General features: G+C 74.2%; 16 protein-coding genes and 1 pseudogene. 9 read left to right on the top strand and 8 right to left on the bottom strand.

Features of this window, described 5'->3' with window-relative positions; genetic code table 11:
- Positions 1 to 66: 66 nt before the first annotated feature.
- Together ACFVHI_RS05815 and ACFVHI_RS05810 are read right to left on the bottom strand one after the other, a co-directional pair.
- Entirely contained in the window at positions 67 to 738 is a 672-nt protein-coding gene (locus tag ACFVHI_RS05815) for a phosphatase PAP2 family protein (protein ID WP_380336131.1), read from the bottom strand.
- The gene (locus tag ACFVHI_RS05810) at positions 735 to 1403 is read right to left on the bottom strand and encodes a DedA family protein (protein ID WP_063349547.1); all 669 of its coding nucleotides are present in this window, start codon (positions 1401 to 1403) and stop codon (positions 735 to 737) included. Before ACFVHI_RS05810 ends, ACFVHI_RS05815 begins: the two co-directional genes overlap by 4 nt.
- Positions 1404 to 1518: 115 nt before the next feature.
- Between ACFVHI_RS05810 and ACFVHI_RS05805 the strand changes: the two are divergent.
- From ACFVHI_RS05805 to ACFVHI_RS05795, 3 genes and pseudogenes are all read left to right on the top strand, one after another.
- Positions 1519 to 1884, top strand: a pseudogene (locus tag ACFVHI_RS05805) (BlaI/MecI/CopY family transcriptional regulator); the annotation flags it as partial.
- Positions 1885 to 1997: 113 nt separating this feature from the next.
- Positions 1998 to 3092, top strand: a complete 1095-nt coding sequence (locus tag ACFVHI_RS05800; RefSeq protein WP_063349545.1) for a M56 family metallopeptidase — start codon at positions 1998 to 2000, stop codon at positions 3090 to 3092.
- 309 nt (positions 3093 to 3401) lie between these two features.
- Positions 3402 to 4925: a GAF domain-containing protein gene (locus tag ACFVHI_RS05795; RefSeq protein ID WP_380336127.1), complete on the top strand. Its 1524-nt coding sequence runs from the start codon at positions 3402 to 3404 to the stop codon at positions 4923 to 4925.
- Here the strand turns inward: ACFVHI_RS05795 and ACFVHI_RS05790 are convergent.
- Entirely contained in the window at positions 4844 to 5344 is a 501-nt protein-coding gene (locus ACFVHI_RS05790; protein ID WP_380336124.1) for an SsgA family sporulation/cell division regulator, read from the bottom strand. The genes ACFVHI_RS05795 and ACFVHI_RS05790 overlap by 82 nt on opposite strands.
- Before the next feature lie 339 nt (positions 5345 to 5683).
- Here ACFVHI_RS05790 and ACFVHI_RS05785 point away from each other — a divergent pair, with 339 nt between their 5' ends.
- The 4 genes from ACFVHI_RS05785 (at position 5684) to ACFVHI_RS05770 (ending at position 10220) form a co-directional block, all read left to right on the top strand.
- The gene (locus ACFVHI_RS05785; protein ID WP_380336121.1) at positions 5684 to 7030 is read left to right on the top strand and encodes a hypothetical protein; all 1347 of its coding nucleotides are present in this window, start codon (positions 5684 to 5686) and stop codon (positions 7028 to 7030) included.
- A gap of 247 nt (positions 7031 to 7277) precedes the next feature.
- Positions 7278 to 8507 carry a TerD family protein gene (locus ACFVHI_RS05780; RefSeq protein ID WP_380336300.1) on the top strand — a complete coding sequence of 410 codons (1230 nt, stop codon included), beginning with the start codon at positions 7278 to 7280 and terminating at the stop codon, positions 8505 to 8507.
- Positions 8508 to 8684: 177 nt separating this feature from the next.
- Positions 8685 to 9647, top strand: a complete 963-nt coding sequence (locus ACFVHI_RS05775; protein WP_380336118.1) for an SGNH/GDSL hydrolase family protein — start codon at positions 8685 to 8687, stop codon at positions 9645 to 9647.
- Between the two features lie 84 nt (positions 9648 to 9731).
- Positions 9732 to 10220, top strand: coding sequence for a GNAT family N-acetyltransferase (locus tag ACFVHI_RS05770; protein WP_363368956.1), 489 nt, complete (start codon positions 9732 to 9734; stop codon positions 10218 to 10220).
- Between the two features lie 9 nt (positions 10221 to 10229).
- Here the strand turns inward: ACFVHI_RS05770 and ACFVHI_RS05765 are convergent, their stop codons facing one another.
- Entirely contained in the window at positions 10230 to 10922 is a 693-nt protein-coding gene (locus ACFVHI_RS05765; RefSeq protein ID WP_063349539.1) for an RraA family protein, read from the bottom strand.
- Between the two features lie 149 nt (positions 10923 to 11071).
- Between ACFVHI_RS05765 and ACFVHI_RS05760 the strand changes: the two genes are divergently transcribed.
- The gene (locus ACFVHI_RS05760; RefSeq protein ID WP_380336114.1) at positions 11072 to 11665 is read left to right on the top strand and encodes a Uma2 family endonuclease; all 594 of its coding nucleotides are present in this window, start codon (positions 11072 to 11074) and stop codon (positions 11663 to 11665) included.
- A 79-nt stretch (positions 11666 to 11744) separates the two neighbouring features.
- Here ACFVHI_RS05760 and ACFVHI_RS05755 read toward each other — a convergent pair whose 3' ends face one another.
- The 4 genes from ACFVHI_RS05755 to ACFVHI_RS05740 all read right to left on the bottom strand — a co-directional run bounded on the left by ACFVHI_RS05755 (position 11745) and on the right by ACFVHI_RS05740 (position 16588).
- Entirely contained in the window at positions 11745 to 12674 is a 930-nt protein-coding gene (locus ACFVHI_RS05755) for a proline dehydrogenase family protein (protein ID WP_380336111.1), read from the bottom strand.
- A 265-nt stretch (positions 12675 to 12939) separates the two neighbouring features.
- Entirely contained in the window at positions 12940 to 14568 is a 1629-nt protein-coding gene (pruA, locus tag ACFVHI_RS05750) for an L-glutamate gamma-semialdehyde dehydrogenase (RefSeq protein ID WP_063349536.1), read from the bottom strand.
- Between the two features lie 161 nt (positions 14569 to 14729).
- Positions 14730 to 15995, bottom strand: a complete 1266-nt coding sequence (locus tag ACFVHI_RS05745) for an FAD-dependent oxidoreductase (RefSeq protein WP_380336108.1) — start codon at positions 15993 to 15995, stop codon at positions 14730 to 14732.
- The gene (locus ACFVHI_RS05740; protein ID WP_380336105.1) at positions 15992 to 16588 is read right to left on the bottom strand and encodes a PadR family transcriptional regulator; all 597 of its coding nucleotides are present in this window, start codon (positions 16586 to 16588) and stop codon (positions 15992 to 15994) included. The genes ACFVHI_RS05745 and ACFVHI_RS05740 overlap by 4 nt, the downstream gene beginning before the upstream one ends.
- A gap of 142 nt (positions 16589 to 16730) precedes the next feature.
- On the opposite strand from ACFVHI_RS05740, the gene ACFVHI_RS05735 reads away from it, so the two are divergent.
- Entirely contained in the window at positions 16731 to 18368 is a 1638-nt protein-coding gene (locus ACFVHI_RS05735; protein WP_380336102.1) for a PucR family transcriptional regulator, read from the top strand.
- The last annotated feature ends 17 nt before the right edge of the window (positions 18369 to 18385 follow it).

Here is an 18385-nt window from a genome sequence, read left to right as displayed (position 1 = left end):
CAGTACTGCCGGCACCCGCCGTTCAGCGCTGCCGGCACCCGCCGTCAGTACTGTCGGCCGTCGCCGTCAGTGCTGCCGCGTCCCGTACGCCGCGTGGCGGCCCGCCATCGCCGGCATCGCGCCCGGACCGAGCAGCGGGCGCAGCGCACCCGCCCGCATCCGGTCCACCAGCGGCCCGCAGCGGCCGGCGAGCGGCGCCAGCACCACCGCGACCAGGAGGCCGACCAGCGCGCCGACGGCCACGTCGTGCGGGTAGTGCACGCCGACCCAGACCCGGGAGGCGCCCATCAGCACCGCGAAGATCCCGGCGATCCAGCCGAGCCGCCGGTCGGCGAACCAGAGTGCGGTGGCGGCGGCGAAGGCGATCACGGTGTGGTTGCTGGGGAAGGACCAGTCACCGGCGCCGGGGCAGGTCTCCAGCGAGATGCTGCCGGGGATCTGGGCGCACGGCCGGACTTCTTCGACCATGCCCTTGAGCACCGAGTTGACGCCGTACGCGACGACCACGATCACCGGCGAGGCGAGCACCTTGGCCATCACGGCCGAGTCGGCGCCGCGCGCCCGCCACCAGGCGTAGAGCATGAAGACCGCGAACAGGCCGAGGCCGAGCGCCGACCAGACCTTGATCAGCTCGTCCAGCCAGTGCGGGGCGGCTTGCGCCCACCCGTTCACCCGGGTGTAGAGGCTGCCGTCGATGCCGCTGCCGTCGTAGACGGCGAGAGCCCGGGAGGACGTCACTTGTCACCTCCGTGACGGTGCGCCTTACGGGCGCGGAACAGTTCGAGAACAATGGGGAGCACGGAGACAACTACTACCAGACCGATGATCGGGAGCAGATATCTGTCGATGCTGGGGATCGACGATCCGAGCCCGTACCCGGCGAGCACGACGCCGACCGTCCAGAGGGCGCCGCCGGTCACCTGCCAGAAGGTGAACGAGCGGACCGGCACTTCGAGCACTCCGCAGAGCGGGTTCAGCACCGTTCGGACCACGGGGATGAAGCGGGCGAGCACGATCGCCTTGCCGTGGCCGTACTTGCCCAGCAGTTCCTCGGCCCGCTCGACGCCCTGCAGCAGGCTCTTGCGCTCGGTGCGGCGCAGCAGCGCGCGGCCGCCGCGCTTGCCGATCAGATAGCCGACCTGGGCGCCGGCCAGCGCGCCGACCAGGGCGGCGGGCAGCACCTGGTAGAGCTCCAGCTGCGGGCCCTTGGTGGCGCCGGGCACGCACAGCAGGCCGGCGGTGAACAGCAGCGAGTCTCCGGGCAGGAAGAAGCCCACCAGCAGGCCGGTCTCGGCGAAGAGCACGACGGCGATGCCGAGTGCGCCGAAGGCGGCGAGCAGCGAGGACGCGTCCAGCGGGTTCACCGCGAGGTGAGCGGCCGGATCGGCGAGGAACTGAAGCAAGGCTGGCGGACCTCCCGTACGTTGGGGGGCGGTTCACAGCGGAACCCGCCCCGACCGTCTACAGTGACGTAGACGGTCTACATGACTGTAGACGAAACCTGGAGGAAGCGCCGCCATGTCCGACGTACCGTCCGCCCGCCGGCCTGCCGGGGAGCTGGAGGCCGAGGTGCTGGCCGCGCTCTGGTCGGCCCGGCAGCCGATGACCCCGCAGGACGTCCAGTCGGCACTCGGCGGGGACCTCGCCCGCACCACCATCGCCACGATCCTCGCCCGCCTGCACGACAAGGGCACCGTGGAGCGCACCCGGGCCGGCCGCGCCTACGCCTACATCCCGACCGTCCAGGACACCGCAGGCCTCGCCGCCCGCCGGATGCACACCGAGCTCGGCCGCGAGGCCGACCGCTCCACCGTGCTCGCCCGCTTCGTCTCCGACCTCTCCGCCGAGGACGAGCAGCTGCTGCGCGACCTGCTCGGCGACGGCGCCCCGGGCCTCGGCTCCGCCCCGGGCACCGACGACGGCACCCCCGGTCTCGACCCCATCCCGGGCACCGCCCCCGCCCCCGGCCACCGCACCCCCGGGGCGGCCGGATCGTGATGATCGCCGTCTGGGCCCCGCTGCTGCTGCCGTTCCTGGCCGCCCCGCTGGCCCGCCGCCTCGCCGACGCGCTGCCGCCCCGGGCCGCCGCCTGGATGCTCGCCGGGACGTCCGCCGTGCTGGCCGGCGGCACCCTCTGCTCGCTCGGCCTGCTCGCCGCCGCCGGGCTGCTCCAGCTGCCGCCGGTCGCCGCGATCGGCCACCTGTCGCTGCCCTGGCTCACCGCCGCCGCACCCGACGCACCGGTGGCGGCCGCCGCGGCCGGTCTGGTGCTCGCCGCGCTGACCGCCCAGGCCGTCCGCACCGCCCGCCGCCACCGGCTTGAACTGCGCGAGGCCCGGGCCGCCCTCCCGGCCTGCGCCGCGACGGCCTGCCCCGCGCCGGCCGAGGGCCGGCATCCGGACGCGCGCCCCGGGCACGCCACCATGCGCCGGGCACGCACCCCGCAGGCCGTCCTGGCCGGCGCCCGCACCCTGCTCCAGCCGGGCGAGCACCCGCTCGCCGTCCTCGACGACGAGCGCGCCGACGCCTTCGCCCTGCCGGGGCGCCTGCCCCTTCCCGGCCGGCCCGGCGAGCCCGGCCGGATCGTGGTCACCTCCGGCATGCTGCGCATCCTCACCGGGCCCGAGCGGGCCGCCCTGCTCGCCCACGAGCGCGCCCACCTGACCGCCCGCCACCACGTCTTCCTCGCCCTCGCGGAGCACGCCGCCGACCTCCACCCGGCGCTGCGGCCACTGCGCGCGCCCCTCGGGTACCACCTGGAGCGCTGGGCCGACGAGGTGGCGGCCGCCCGGGTCGGCGACCGCACCGTGACCGCCCGCGCGGTCGGCCGGGCCGCCCTGGCCGCCAGCCGCTCCCCCTGGCCGGCCCGGCCCCGACTCGTCCCCGCCGCCCACTCCGGGCCGGTCCCGCGCCGGGTCGCCGCCCTGCTCCAGCCCCGCCCGGCGGCCACCGCCACCGGCACCCGCCTGCGCGCGGTGGCGATCGCGCTGGCCGCCTGCCTGGCGCTGAGCACCGCCGCCTCCCTGGAGGCCACCGCCGACCTGCACCACACCGTCGAGGCGGCCCAGCGCGGCACCGGCGCGGAACGCTGACCGCCGAGCCTGCACCAGGCCCACATCAGGCCTCGCACCAGCACCGCACCAGGCCCACGCAAGGCCCGCACCAGGCCCACGGAAGGCCCGCATCAGGTCCCGCACCAGGCCTCGCACCAGGCCCGCGTCGGGCCCACACCAGGCCCACACCAGGACCCCCGCTAGTCATCACACCTCGGCATGTCCACGGTCATACCGTCCGGTATGCCGAGTTGGCAGACCCCGTCCCCAGACCCTCACCGCCCCCGTACGCTTTCGTCAGCGCGTCGACCCCGGCGCGGCCTCGAACGGCGGCGAGGAGCAACGCGAGTGCGGCAGACCGGACGGCAGTCCCGACGACCAGAACGCCGCACCGCGCCGAGCGCGGCCGAGCTGGCCAGGGTCCACGACCGCACCCTCGCCGAAGCCGCCGCCCGCGAACTCGTCCAGCCCCCCTACCCCGACCCCGGCTCCCCCGGCCGGCTCGAACCCCGCCCCGAGATCGGCGACTCCTGGGCCCGGCTGCGCCGCCTCGGGCTCGACCCCGACGCCGGCGCCGCCGCCGTCCACCTCGGCCCCGCCGAGATCGAGCAGCGCCGCCGCACCAGCGGCCTGGACGCGGTCCTGTCGGTGCTGCGCGACACCCTGCTCCAGCCGGTCGGCCAGAGTCCGCTGATCCTCGCCATCGCCGACGCCGAGGGCCACGTGCTGTGGCAGGAGGGCGAGCGCGCCCTGCGCCGCAGCGCCGACCGGATCGGCTTCCTCACCGGCGCCCGCTGGATCGAGGAGAGCGTCGGCACCAACGGCATCGCCGTCGCACTGCGCGCCCAGCGCCCGATGCACGTCCACTCCGCCGAGCACTACCTGCGCAGCCACCACTCCTGGACCTGCGTCGCCGCCCCCGTGCACGACCCGGGCACCGGGCGGCTGGTCGGCGCGATCAACCTCAGCGGCCCGGCCCGCAACGTCCGCCCGTACCTGCTGCAGCTCACCGCTACCGCCGCCCGGCTCGCCGAGACCGAGCTGCGCGCCCACCGGCTGGAGGCGCTGCACCAACTGCGCACCCTGGCCGCCCCGATGCTCGCCCGGGTGGCCGGCCCGGCCCTGGTGGTGGACTCCGCCGGGTGGACCGCCGCCGCGGCCGGGCTGCCGCCGCCCGGCCGGCTGCGGGTGCCGGTCGGCGGCTGGGGAACCGCCGCCGTGCACTGGGTGCCGGGCCTCGGCGAATGCGCCCTGGAGCCGCTCGCGGACGGCTGGCTGGTGCGCCCGGTCCGGCCGCCCGAGGCGGACGGCTCCGGCACGGTGACGGCCGAACAGGCCGAGCAGGCCGAGGGCGCCCGGCTCCGGCTCGACCTGCGCCGCCAGGACCGCCCGGAGCTGACCGTCCGGGGCGCGGCCGGCAGCTGGTCGCACCCGCTCAGCCCGCGCCACGCCGAACTGCTGCTCCTGCTCGCCACCGGACGCGAGGGCAGCACGGCCGCGCAGCTCGCGGAGGCGCTGTTCGGCGACCCGGGCCGGACGGTGACGGTCCGCGCCGAGCTGTCCCGGCTGCGCCGCTACCTGGGCGGCCTGCTGGCCCACCGGCCGTACCGCATCGCCGAGTCGGTGCTGGTCACGGTGGACGGGCCGGACGACCCGTACGACCTGCTGCCGGCCTCCTCGGCCCCGGCCGTCCGGCGGCTGCGGGCCGGGCTGGCCGCGGGGACGGTCCGGCTGCCGAGCGCGGCGCCCGTCCCCCCGCCGCGCGGGCCCGCCGGTACCCCGACCGGGCCTCAGCCGCCGGCGAGCAGCGCGGCCAGCTGGGCGTCGGTCGGGCCGCAGACGCGCTCCGCCTCGGCGGAGACCAGCGCGTAGGTACGGTCCAGCCACGCCTGCACCCGGGGCTTGGAGGCCTCCAGCAGGGCGCTGCCGTGCGGTGATTCGAGCGCCAGGTGCAGCGTCGAGCCGTGGCACGGGCAGTACGCCGGCCACAGTTTGACGTCGCCCTGGCCGCTCAGCGCCTGCAGGCCGTCGCGCAGCAGCTCGCGCGAGAACACCCAGTCGGCCTCGTCCGGCCGCCCCAGATGGAAGGTCAGCAGCACCTCGTACGGGCGCGCGGCCTCGAACCGGAACCGGGTGCGCACCTCGCCGACCACCTCCTCGCCCAACGAGATCCGCAGCATCAGCACCTCCTCCACCGCCGCCGGAGCGGCGGTGGAGCCGTCCCCATCGCCGCCCGTGGGGGTGGCGGCGAGGGGTGCACTGGAGGCTGCGGACAGCGGGTCGGGCGGCATGACGGTCTCTCCGGGACGGCGTGGGATGACCTCAGCCTGGGCCACTTCCGTCCGGGCGGGCAAGGGTTGCAAGGAGGTTGCATTAATCCCTGTCCGGGCAGCCCGGCCGCCATCGCCGACTTATCAGACGGATCGTCAACTTCCTTCCGTCGAACGGGTGTCCACGAAATGGATCAAAACCGTCCAGGCCACGACGAGCCGCTGGTACGCTCTCCCCCTCCCGGCGCGGGCCCCACCCGGACCCCGGCCGACCGACCCCGGGCGGCCGATGCCGGCCCGGTGGCAGCGCATGGGAGAATACCGCGACCGCGACGGCGACTTCGGGGAGGGAGGGGTCCGGTGGCTGCGCGCGAGGACACTGCGCGGGACGTTCGGCACGAGCCCGAACGGCACGGCCGGCACGGGCGGCCACGCCCGTTCGGCGGCCGGTTCCGGCTGCCCACCCTGCGCTTCTCCGGTGCCGCGATGGCGATGTCCACCGTCGTCGGCATCAGCATCGCCACCACCCTCCTGCTCAACGAGCAGCAGGGCGTGGGCCGACGGGCCGGGGTCGCACGCGTCGGCACCACCCCGCCGCCCACCCCCGCCGCGGGCGACCAGGCCGAGGCCGCCGCCGACCGGGCCCCGACCGCGCCGAACCCGACCGCGCCCAACCCCACCGCGCTGAACCCCGCCGACCTCCCGGCCACCGGCCGGCCGCCCGTACCGAGCCCCTCGGCGCACCACCCGGAGGCGGCGGAGGACACGGCCGCCGCAGCCGCCTCGCCCAGCGCCTCGCCCCACGCGCCCGGCACCCGGTCGGCGCTCCCGGAGCCCACCGGCGGACAGGCCGCGGCCGAACCCATGGCCGACCACGGCCCCGGCACCCGGCCGGCCGGCACCGGCGAGCCCGCCACGCCGGCCGACGCCGCCGCGCCCTCGCCGTCGGCCCAGCCCGTCGCGCCCGTCGCCGAGCAGCCGGCCGACCCCTCTTCGCCCTCCCCCTCGCCGACCACGCCGCACGCACCCGGACCCCGCCCGGCCGCCCCGGCCCAGCCCGCACCGCCGCCGCCCGGCGCAATCGCCCCGGGCACCGACGGCCCAACCGCCGGCGCCCCTGGCCCGGACACCGAGCCGGACACCGACCAGGCCCTGACCGGCGTCGCCACGGTCACACCGCTCGGCCGGGACGGCCTCCGGCACCAGCTCGACCTCGCCGTCACCGAGCCGCTCACCGCACTTCAGACCGAATTCCGGCTTGCCCCAGGCGAGTTGGCCCCCGGCAGCGGCACCGCCTGGACCGACCTGCCCGGCGCGGTCGTCACCGCCCAACAGGAGCGCGGCACCCTGGTCTACCGCTTCACCACCCCGGCCGGCACCGACGTCCCGCCCGGCCACTACGCCTTCGGCGTGCGCGGCACCCGCCCCGCCGCCGAACCCTCGGGGCCCACCGGCCCGTCCGGCCCCTCGCTCCCGTCCGGTCGGCCCGCTTCGTCCGGCCCGGTCCGCAAGGCCGCCGCGGCGGAGAGCTGGAGCGCCGCCGCCTTCGGCATCGACCGGCCCCGGGCGGTCGCCGCCCTCGGCGCCTTCGGCCCGGTCGCACCGCAGCCCGTCGCGCCGCCGCCGGTCGCGCCGCTGCCGGTCATGCCCGAGGCACCCGGGCTCCCGCCGCGCCCCGGCACGCCGACGGCCTTCGCGCCCCGCTGACCTCCGGCCGCGCTGTCCCGCCACCTTGCCGCCTTGCCACCGTGCGGCCTTGCCGGGGCCTGCCACTCAACCCCGCCACCCAACCCCGCCGCCCGGCCGTACCGTCCGACGATCCGACAGGTCACCGCCCCGGCCGGGCTCATCCCGACGCGCCCGTTCGTTACTGTGGGCAGCACCCGGCCCGGCGGTCCCAGCGGCCCCGGCCGGCCGCCGTTCCGCACCCGAGGAGGAGTCCGTGTCCACCGTCCTGACCCAAGGCGGCAACGCCCCGCTGACCGCCGCGCGGGTGACTGTCGAGGTCACCGCGCCCAAGGCGCTGGACGTCTCCGGTCTGCTGCTGACCGACGCCGGAAAGGTGCGCTCGGACGACGACTTCGTCTTCTTCAACGCCCCGCACGGCCCCGGCGTCAGCCACCGCCCGGCCGCCGCCGGAGCGCCGGACGCGATCACCGTCGACACCCTGGCCGTCCCGGCCGGCATCACCAAGATCGTGGTGACCGCCAGCCCCGCCGACCAGTCCTCCACCTTCGCCGGGATGGAGCCGACCGCCACCGTCCGCGACGCCGACACCGGGCAGGCCCTGGTCACCTTCACCCCGCCGCAGCTGGGCCAGGAGACCGCGCTCATCGTGGTCGAGGTCTACCAGCGCGGCGGCGCCTGGAAGGTGCGAGCGGTCGGCCAGGGCTACGCCAACGGCCTGGCGGGCATCGCCACCGACTTCGGCGTCTCCGTCGACGACTCCCCGGCCCCGGCCGCCCAGACCCCCGCCCCCGCCACTCCCCCCGCGGCCCCTCCGGTCGCTCCCCCGGCTCCCCCCGTCGACCCGCGGATCGCCCTCGCCGCCACCCCGCCCGCGCCCCCCGCGCCCCCGGTCGCCCCGCCGGCCCCGTCCGCCCCCGCCAAGATCACCCTGGACAAGGGCCGGGTCAACCTGGTCAAGGGCAGTTCGGTCTCCCTGGTGAAGAACGGCCGTCCGTTCCTCTCCTCGGTCCGGATGGCGCTCGGCTGGGAGCCCGCCGGCCGCGGCCGCAGCGTCGACCTGGACGCCTCCTGCCTCGCCTTCGACGCCCAGCGCAAGAAGCTGGAGACGGCCTGGTTCATGAAGCTGACCGTCTTCAAGGGCGCGATCGCCCACTCCGGCGACAACCTCACCGGCGGCGGAGCCGGCGACGACGAGTCGATCACCGTCCACCTGGACGGCCTGCCGGCCGAGGTCACCGGCCTGGTCTTCGTCGTCAACTCCTTCTCCGGCCAGCGGTTCACCGAGGTCAAGAACGCCTACTGCCGCCTGCTGGACGCCCGGACGGAGGAGGAGCTGGTCCGCTTCGACCTCACCCACTCCGAGCCGCACACCGGCGTGGTGATGTGCAAGCTGGTCCGGCAGTCGTCCGGCGAGTGGGTGATGACCGCGCTCGGCGAGTACGTCGACGCCAAGACCGCCCGGGCGATGGTCGATCCGTCCGCCGCCCTGCTCTGAACCGTCTCGCCCCACCCCTCGCCGACCCACCCCGACGCCCAGGGCCGATCGGCCCAACGTCACGGCCGCACACGCGAATTCACCCTCCTGAGGGATCAAGTCGTCCACCCACCGACTCGATCTACCTCTAGGGGGGGGTGAATCGCGCTCTCCCGCGCACTCGTTGAGGGAGAGACCGTGCCACGCTTCCTGTCCCGCCTCGCCGTCGCCGGCACCGCCGTCGCGCTCACCGCCGGCCTGATCACCCCGTCCGCCGCCCAGGCCGCCGCCGAACCGGCCGGCCGCGTCCGGACGCTCGCCTGGGCCGCACTGGGCGACTCCTACACGGCCGGCTTCGTCGAGGCCGCCGGCGACGAGACCGAACCCCGCGACGGCTGCGCCCGCACCACCGGCTCCTACCCCGAGCTGATCCGCCGCGGCCTCGGCCCCCTGGTCGAGCTGCGCAACGTCAGCTGTGCCGGCGCCACCGTCAAGGACGTCTACCAGACCAAGGAAGCCCCGCCCGGCCGCCCGCTCCCGCCGCTCGGGACCAACCCCGGCGCCCCCTTCCCACCGGTCCCGTCGCAGATCGACGCCGTCTCCCCGGGCGCCGACGTGATCACCGTCGAGATCGGCGGCAACACCCTCGGCTTCGCCGAGATCCTCAAGGGCTGCATCGAACTCGGCGCCGCGGTCCTCGGCCAGGGCACGCCCTGCAAGGACAAGTTCGACGCGAGCCTGCCCGACCGCTTCAACCAACTGCGCGGCGACTTCGACCAGATGCTCGGCGCCCTGCACGCCAAGGCCCCGTCCGCTCGGCTGCTGACCGTCGGCTACCCCCACCTCGTCCCCGAGGACGCCACCCGCTGCACCTACGGCAACCTGGAGCAGTTCGCCACCTTCACCACCGGCGACCTCGCCTGGGCGCGGACGGCCATCCTGGAACCGCTCAACGCGATCATCGCCCAGCGGACCGCCGCCCGCGGCGACGCCTTCGTCGACCTCTACCCCTCCACCACCGGCCACAGCGTGTGCGACCAGGACCACTGGTTGGACGGCGTGCTGACCAGCATCATCCCGCTGCGCTACGCCCTGGTGCACCCCAACGCCAAGGGCCAGGCCCACGCGGCCGCCCTGGTCGAGGACGCCGTCCTGAACTGACCAGCCGCACCGCAAACGGTCGCGCACCGAGAACCAGTCGAAATCCAGTGGCAGGCCCCTCCCGCCGCGGATCATGCTGAGCGGATGCTCATCCGCGAAGCCACCCCCGAGGACTGGCCTGCCGTCTGGCCCTTCTTCCACACCGTCATCGCCGCCGGCGAGACGTTCCCCTACCCCCTCGACCTCTCCTCCGACCTCGGCCGGGAGTGGTGGATGCTCGCCGCGCCCCATCGCACGGTGGTCGCGGTGGACGAGGCCGGCACGGTCGTCGGCACCGCCAACATGACCCGCAACCGCCCCGGCAACGGCGCGCACGTGGCCAGCGCCAGCTACCTGGTCGACCCGGCGCACCACGGCCGCGGCATCGGGCGGGCCCTGGTCGAGTACACCCTCGACTGGGCCCGCACCAACGGCTACCGCGCCATGCAGTTCAACGCCGTGGTCGCCAACAACCACCACGCCGTGAAGCTCTACCAATCCCTCGGCTTCGACATCGTCGGCACCGTCCCCGAAGCCTTCCACCACCCCGTCGACGGCTACGTCGGCCTGCACGTCATGCACCGGCCGCTGTAAGGGAGTTCGCTACTCCTCGATCGCCCCGCCGACCCGCCGCAGGTGCTGCCGGAAGCTGTACGAAGGATCGGCGGCGCGGCGCTCCAGGTACTCGTCGAAGGCGGTCTGCCGGCGCAGCGTGTCACCGGAGGCGATCCGCCCGGCCTGCGCACGCTCGGTCCCGGCGATCGCGGCGGCCGCCTCCAGCACCTCCCCGGCCCGGTCGGCCGGGACGAACAGCACCCCGTCCGCGTCGCCGAACACCACGTCCCCAGCGCCCACCAGGTGCGGCCCGACCCGCGCCGTCACCAGCGCCTCCGGCTCCCGCCCGTCCAGCCGAACCGGCCCCAACGGCAGCGCGCCGTAACTGAACACCGGCAGCCCGATCTCCACCAGTTCGGGGGTGTCCCGGTGCAGCCCCCACACCACGATCCCGGCGATCCCGGCGGCCCGCGCCTCCAACACCGCGAGGTCCCCGATGCAGGCCTCGTCGGTCCGCCCACCGTTGTCGATCACCAGCACGTCACCGTCCCGGGCCGCCCCGTACGCCTCCAGGAACACGTCCACGCTCCCGTAGTGCCGCACCGGCAGCACACGCCCCGCGACCCGCCCCCCGGCCACCACCGCCGCCACCCCCACCGGCGCCGCCCTGAGCCCCACCCCCAACCGCACACACGCATCCGCCACCAACGGCGTCGACAACCCCGCGAACTCCTTCAGCATCCCCAACTCCTCCCGCCAACACCCCAGTTCATCAGCATCGGGATGCTACGCCAGGCCTCAAACTCACACCATCGAGTGAAAACCAACCGTGCACGGCATAACCCCTCCGCACCACGACTAGCGTGACTCGAACCTGAAGGAGGGGCATCATGAGTGCTGTGGCGCATGAGCAACCAATCACGGGCTCCCCATCGCAGGAGGACATCCTGCTGGAGAGCTTCCTGAGCCTGCACTCCCCCGAAGGCTTCCGGGCCGAGCTCATCGAGGGAGAGATCATCGTGGCACCACCGCCGGACGGCAACCACGAGGACTACATCGACCTGCTGATCGACCAGGTGAAAGCAAAGTCCCAGGTCCACATGCAGGCATCGGGCCATAAGGGCCTCCGTCTGGTGAGCGGCGGCCTCTGCCCGAAGAACCACGTCATTCCGGACACGACCTTCGCTCCAAGGGAACTCCGCCTCTTCCGCGACGCGCCGCCCTGGATGGAGCCCGACGGCGTCGCGATGGTCGCGGAGGTCACCTCCAGCAAGCCCGACCAGGACCGCATCGCCAAACGCCACTGCTACGCCCGCGCCGCGATCCCGCTGTACCTCCTGATCGACCGCGAGCGGGCCCAGGTCAGTCTCTTCAGCAATCCCCACCGCGACGAGTACACCGAGGTGCACCTGGCAGCCTTCGGCGAACCGCTCGCCCTCCCCGCCCCGTTCGAGTTCGAGTTGGACACCAAGGACTTCCTCTAGAAGTCCCGGGAACGCGACAAACGGCCCGCACCCCCCTTCCACCGGGGGTGCGGGCCGTCGTCGTGCGGGTGCGCGCGGGTCAGCCGCGGGTGGCCATGGCGCGCAGGAAGAAGGTGAGGTTGGCCGGGCGCTCGGCGAGGCGGCGCATGAAGTAGCCGTACCACTCCTGGCCGTAGGGCAGGTACACGCGCATGGTGTTGCCCTCGCCGGCGAGGCGCAGCTGCTCCTCGGGGCGGATGCCGAACAGCATCTGGTACTCGAAGGAGTCGCGCTTGCGGCCGTTCCACTGGGCGAGCTGGCCGGCGATCTTGATCATGTTGGGGTCGTGCGAGGCGATCATCGGGTAGCCCTCGCCGGCCATCAGGACCTTGAGCGCGCGGACGTACGCGAGGTCGACGTCGTGCTTGCCCTGGAAGGCGACCGACTCGGGCTCCTTGTAGGCACCCTTGCACAGGCGCACGCGCGAGCCGGGGCCGGAGAACTCGCGGCAGTCGGCCTCGGTGCGGCGCAGGTAGGCCTGGAGCACGACGCCCAGCCAGGGGAAGTCGGCCCGCAGCTCGCGCGCGATGGCGAGGGTGGAGTCGGTGGTGGTGTGGTCCTCCATGTCGAGGGTCACCGTGGTGCCGGCGTCGGCGGCGGCCTCGCAGATGCGGCGGGCGTTCTCCAGCGCGATCTTCTCGCCGTCCACCGGGAGGAACTGGCCGACGGCCGACAGCTTGACCGACACCTCGGCGCCGGCCGCGAGGCCGGTCTCCTTGAGCGCCGTGAGCAGGTACTCGTAGGCCTCGGCGGTGCCGGCGGCCTGGGCGGCGTCCTGGGTGTCCTCGCCGAGGTGGTCGAGGGTGACCTTGCGGCCGGTGGCGATCAGGTCGTCGGTGGCGGTGACGGCGTCGTCGAGGACGTCACCGGCGACGAAGCGCTCGACTATCGCGTGGGTCGGCGGGAACTTCTCGACCACGGTGCGGACCTGCGGCGACCGGGAGGCCGCGAGAAGGGCGGAACGGAGCATCGTGACTCCTGGAGCTGGTGCTTCTAAGGGTGGCAGAAGGGGGGCCGGGGCGGCGGGCGGCGGGTACGTGGCACCGCCGCCCCGGCGGGCGACGCCCGGCTGCGGGGCCGGGCGTCGCGGGTGACCGGAATGGTCAGGCGACCGGAGCGGTCGGGTGACCGCAGTGGTCAGGCGACCGCAGTGGTCAGGCGACCGGAACGGTCAGGTGACCGGCGCGGCCACGTGACCGAGACGGTCAGGCGACCGGAACGGTCGGGAGAGGCACTCAGCCCATGTGCGGGTAGCGGTAGTCCGTCGGCGGGACGAAGGTCTCCTTGACCGAGCGGGTCGAGGTCCACCGCGCCAGGTTCTGCTTGGCACCGGCCTTGTCGTTGGTGCCGGAGGCCCGGCCGCCGCCGAAGGGCTGCTGGCCGACGACGGCGCCGGTCGGCTTGTCGTTGATGTAGAAGTTGCCGGCCGCGAAGCGCAGCTTGTGCATGGCGTCCTGGGCGGCCGCGCGGTCCTGGGCGATGATCGCGCCGGTCAGGCCGTAGGCGGAGGCCGACTCCATCTGGGCCAGCATCTCGTCGTACTTGTCGTCCTGGTAGACGTGCACGGCGAGGATCGGGCCGAAGTACTCCTCGCGGAAGTACTCGGACGCCGGGTCCTCGCAGACGAGGACGGTCGGGCGGACGAAGTAGCCGACCGAGTCGTCGTAGGTGCCGCCGGCCAGGACCTCGACCGCGGGGTCGGCCTGGGCGCGGTCGATGGCGGCCTTGTTCTTGGCGAAGGCGCGGTCGTCGATGACGGCGGACATGAAGTTCGCCAGGTCGGTGACGTCGCCCATGGTGAGGCCCTCGACCTCGGCGGCGAACTCGTCCTTGAGGCCGGCCCAGATCGAGGCCGGGACGTAGGCGCGGGAGAGCGCCGAGCACTTCTGGCCCTGGAACTCGAAGGCGCCGCGGGTCATCGCGGTCTTCAGCACGGCCGGGTCGGCGGACGGGTGGGCGACCAGGAAGTCCTTGCCGCCGGTCTCGCCGACGATCCGCGGGTAGGTGCGGTAGCCGGCGATGTTCTCGCCGACGGAGCGCCACAGGTGCTGGAAGGTGGCGGTGGAGCCGGTGAAGTGGATGCCGGCCAGCGCCGGGTGCTTGAGCGCCACGGCGGAGACGTCCAGGCCGTCGCCGGTCACCATGTTGATGACGCCCTTGGGCAGGCCGGCCTCCTCCAGCAGCTGCATCAGCAGGTGCGCGGAGTACTGCTGGGTCGGGGACGGCTTCCAGAGCACCACGTTGCCCATCAGCGCGGGCGCGGTCGGCAGGTTGCCGGCGATCGCGGTGAAGTTGAACGGGGTGATCGCGTAGACGAAGCCCTCCAGCGGGCGGTGGTCGCTGCGGTTCCACACGCCGTCCGAGGAGATCGGCTGCTCGGCCATGATCTGGCGGGCGAAGTGCACGTTGAAGCGCAGGAAGTCGACCAGCTCGCAGGGCGTGTCGATCTCGGCCTGCTGGGCGGTCTTGGACTGGCCGAGCATGGTGGCGGCGGCCAGGGTCTCGCGCCAGGGGCCGGCCAGCAGGTCGGCGGCCTTGAGGAAGATCGCGGCGCGGGAGTCGAAGGAGAGCGCCTGCCAGGCCGGGGCCGCGGCCAGGGCAGTGTCGATGGCCTCCTGCGCGTCGGCCTGGGTGGCGTTGCGCAGGGTGCCGAGCCTCGCCGCGTGGTTGTGCGGCTGGACGACGTGGATCTCGGCGCCGCCGCCCATGCGGTGCTCACCGTTGATCGTCATGGTCAGCTGGACCGGCTCCTGGCCGCCCAGCTCCTTCAGCTTGGCCTCCAGACGGGCCCGTTCCGGGCTGCCCGGGGCGTAGCTGTGGACCGGCTCGTTCACCGGCGCGGGGACCTGGGTCACAGCGTCCATAGAGCGCACGCTCTCCTTCGTTGATGCGGGGGGATGCCGGCGTGGGTCGCACGTCGGCCACAGCACGAACGCTATTCCTGCCCCTGGGGCCACTTGATTGGCCGGGCGGCTAAATTCCCCCGTACGGCGTTGTCCGGCCCGACGAAGGGGTCACGGCGCAGTCACGGCGCGGTCACGGCGCGCCGTTGACGGCCCGTCGCGCCGGAGGCCACCGGGGGCGCCGGCCGGTCCCAGTCGATCCGGTGGCCGTGCACCGGGCGGAGCATCTTCTCCGGGCTCAGGAAGGTCCGCATCGCGATCGGCGCGAGCAGCCGGAACAGCGCCCGGCCGACCGGCCCGGAGGACTTCTGGTTGTTGGTGCGCGCCGCGTTGGCGGCGATCTTCTCGACCCGGGGTCGGCGCAGTGCCTCGTAGGCGGCGAAGGCGGCGGTGTGGTCGGGCAGGTCCCGCAGGCAGCGGGCGAGTTCGACGGCGCTCTCGACGGCCAGCGAGACGCCCTGGCCGGAGCTGTTGGAGGGGGCGTGTGCGCTGTCGCCGACCAGCACCATCCGGCCGCGGTACCAGTGCGGGACGGACGGCATGATCTCCAGCCGCGGGAAGACTTCGACGGTGTCGGCGGCGGCCTCGCGCAGCACGTCCCGGGCGGGCAGGTCGTCGGCGTGCAGGTCGCGGACCCGGCGCAGCCACTCCTCCGGGCTGACGGCGCGGACCTGCTCGGCGGTCAGCTGTTCGGGCTGCGGGATGTTGCTGAACCAGGCCGTCCCGGCGCCGTCCGGCAGCCCCCAGTAGCCGAAGAAGGCGCGGGCGCCGTTGGCGAAGTGCATGGTCTCGCCGCGTCCGGCCCGGCCGGGCAGCCGGTGCGGGCTGTAGCCGCCGACGCCGAGCAGGCCGGTGTGCTGCGCGCCGGGTGCGGCCGGGTCGATCAGGGTGCGGACGGTGGAGCGGGTGCCGTCGGTGCCGATCAGCAGGTCGCCGGTGGCGGTGTCGCCGTCGGCGAAGCGGGCGGTGATGCCGTCGGCGCCCTCCTCTGCGCCGACCAGCCGTTTGCCGTAGCGGACTTCGATGCCGCTCTCGCGCAGCCGCCGCTGGAGCACCTCGTACAGTTCGGCGCGGCGCATGACCCGGCCGGGCGGCAGGTCGGGGAGGCCGGCGAACTCGGCCAGCACACCGCCCCGGCCGTCCTCGATCAGCATCGGGCCGATCGGCTGTCCGATCGCGCCGACCTCCGCCCCGAGCCCGACGGTCGCCAGGGCGTCGAGCCCGTTGGGGGCGATCATGAAGGTGCCGCCGATGCCCTCGGCGGAGGACTCGTAGGCCTCGAAGACGACGGCTTCGACGCCGGCCTTGCGCAGGGCCAGTGCCGTCACCGGCCCGGCGATCCCGCCGCCGATGACGAGGGCCCTCTTCTCCCCGTTGCTCGTACTCATTCCAGACTCCCGAAGATCTCGTGCCAGGTCCGGATGAACTCCGGCTCCTTGAGTCGACCGACGAGGTGCTCGACGAAGCGGCCCTCGGCCTCCAGCGCGCCGACCCGGTGCTCCTCCTCGATCAGGAAGATCCAGGCCACGCCGTCGTCCGAGGCCTTCCGCAGGGCCGCCCGGATGCCCTCCACCTCGGCGGCCAGCGCGGCCCGCCGCTGTTCCAGCAGTTCCACGGCCTCGGCCGGCGGGACCACCATGAGCAGCGACAGCGCGACCCCGAACGCGGGGTACTCGTGCTGCGGTTCGGCGACGAGTTCGCGCATCCAGTCAGTGAGCTCCGCCCGGCCCTCGGGGGTGACGGCGTAGACGGTGCGCTCCGGTCGCTGGGTGTCGCGGACGGTCTCCTGTTCGGCGACGAACCCGGCCTTCCGCAGCTGCTCCACGACCATGTACAGCGAGCTGCGGTTGTACTTGATGTTGCGGTCCTTGCCGTGCTCCTTGAGCCGGCGCCCCATCTCGTACGGGTGCATCGGCCCGGCCACGAGTTCGGCCAGGACCGCGAGGGCCAGCGGGTTCGACACCTTGCGTCGCTTCGCCACGAGACGTCCTCATCTCTTGGTCAGTACTGACTATCCACTCATGAATAGTCAGAGTCAACTATTTACGAAAGCCGGGCCGCGACTCTGTCCGCCCGGCTAAAATCAACCACACGGCATTGTCCGAACGGATGAAGGAGGCCCGATGACGACCCCCGGCCTCCCAGGCTCCCCCGGACTCCCGCCCACCTCCGGCCTCCCGCTCCGCCAGCTGCTGATGTCCCTCGGCGAACCCCTGGTCGAACTCCAGGCCGCCCCGCAGGGCCTGGACGTCCCGGTCCGCGACGTCGCGATCCTCGACCCGGAGGACCCGCCGACCGCCGCCCCCGGCGAACTCGTCCTCGCGATCGGCGCCCGCGGCCGCGCCGCCCTCCCCGCCCTGCGCGCCGCCGGACGGGCCGGCGCCGCGGCGGTCGCGGTCAAGCTGGACGGCCCCGGCCAGGCGGACGCACTGCGCGAGGCCGCCACCGAGGCGGGCGTCGCCCTGCTCTCGGTGCGCCGCGAGACCCGCTGGGAGCACCTCGACTCGCTGGCCCGCGCGATCATCGCCGGCCCGGACGCCCCGGACACCCCCGGCGCCCCCGAACCCAACGCGGGCGACCTCTTCTCCCTCGCCCAGACGGTCGCCGTGCTCACCAACGGCATCGTCTCGATCGAGGACACCTCCAGCCGGGTGCTGGCGTACTCCCGCTCCTCCGACTCGGACGAGGTCGACGACCTGCGCCGGCTCTCCATCCTCGGCTGGCAGGGCCCCGAGCCGTACCTGTCCAAGCTCCGCGAGTGGGGCATCTTCCAGCACCTGCGCACCTCGGACGCCCCGATCGCGGTCGAACCGCACCCCGAACTCGGCCTGCGCCGCCGCCTGGCGATCGGCATCCGGGCCGGGGCGCAGCCGCTCGGCACCATCTGGGTGCAGGAGGGGGCGCAGCCGCTGGCGCCGCTCGCCGATCAGGCCCTGGTCGGCGCCGCCCGGGTGGCTGCCGCCCAACTGGTGCGCCGCCGACGCGAGTTGTCCGCCGACATGCGGCTCACCCGGACGCTGCTCACCGGCCTGCTGGAGGGCTCCACCGGACCGCAGTCGCTCGCCACCCACCTGGGTCTGGACCTGCGCCGCCCGGCCACCGTGCTCGCCTACGGCGCGCACACCACCGAGGCGCTGCACCGCTCCGACGTCACCGGCCTGATCTCGGTGCACACCGCCGCCCGGCACCGCACCGCCCTGCTCGCCCCGATCGAGTCCCGGGTGTACGTGCTGCTGCCCGAACTCCCGCCCGGCCTGCCGATGGCCACCGTGCGCGGCTGGGCGGACGAGGTGGTGGCTGCCGCCCGGGAGCACCTCGGCGTCCCGCTGCGCGCCGCGATCGGCTCGACCGTGGACGGCCTGGCCCAGGTGCCGGACTCCCGCGCGCAGGCGGACCGCATCCTGGACGCGATGAGCCGCGGCGGGGTGGACCTCGACGTGGCGGCGCTGATCGACGTCCAGGCCGAGGTGCTGGTCAGCGAGATGCTCGCGCTGCTCCAGGAGCGCTCCGGCCTGCGCGACCCCCGGCTCACCGCGCTCGCCGCGTACGACCGCCGGCACGGCACCCGGCTCGCCGAGTCGGTGCTGGCCTGGCTGGACGCGCTCGGCGAGGTCCGGGTCGCCGCGGACGCCCTGCACATCCACCCCAACACCCTGCGCTACCGGGTGCGCCGCGCCGAGCAGTTGACCGGCATCGACCTCGCCCAGCCGCAGCAGCGCCTGCTGGCGATGCTGCAACTGAGGCTGCCCGCGGACGAATGACCGCGGGCAGCCCCTTC

Origin of the sequence: Kitasatospora sp. NPDC127121 (assembly GCF_042677305.1) — a bacterium.
GTDB lineage: Bacteria > Actinomycetota > Actinomycetes > Streptomycetales > Streptomycetaceae > Kitasatospora.
Note: the sequence above shows the minus strand (reverse complement) of the source record. Positions and strands in the feature narration are given on the sequence as shown.

Coding starts and splice junctions, on each gene's coding strand:
- ACFVHI_RS05760 (WP_380336114.1), top strand. CDS start 11,072: ATGAGTGCTGTGGCGCATGAGCAACCAATCACGGGCTCCCCATCGCAG.
- ACFVHI_RS05745 (WP_380336108.1), bottom strand. CDS start 15,995: ATGAGTACGAGCAACGGGGAGAAGAGGGCCCTCGTCATCGGCGGCGGG.
- ACFVHI_RS05755 (WP_380336111.1), bottom strand. CDS start 12,674: ATGCTCCGTTCCGCCCTTCTCGCGGCCTCCCGGTCGCCGCAGGTCCGC.
- pruA (WP_063349536.1), bottom strand. CDS start 14,568: ATGGACGCTGTGACCCAGGTCCCCGCGCCGGTGAACGAGCCGGTCCAC.
- ACFVHI_RS05800 (WP_063349545.1), top strand. CDS start 1,998: ATGATCGCCGTCTGGGCCCCGCTGCTGCTGCCGTTCCTGGCCGCCCCG.
- ACFVHI_RS05790 (WP_380336124.1), bottom strand. CDS start 5,344: ATGCCGCCCGACCCGCTGTCCGCAGCCTCCAGTGCACCCCTCGCCGCC.
- ACFVHI_RS05735 (WP_380336102.1), top strand. CDS start 16,731: ATGACGACCCCCGGCCTCCCAGGCTCCCCCGGACTCCCGCCCACCTCC.
- ACFVHI_RS05765 (WP_063349539.1), bottom strand. CDS start 10,922: ATGCTGAAGGAGTTCGCGGGGTTGTCGACGCCGTTGGTGGCGGATGCG.
- ACFVHI_RS05770 (WP_363368956.1), top strand. CDS start 9,732: ATGCTCATCCGCGAAGCCACCCCCGAGGACTGGCCTGCCGTCTGGCCC.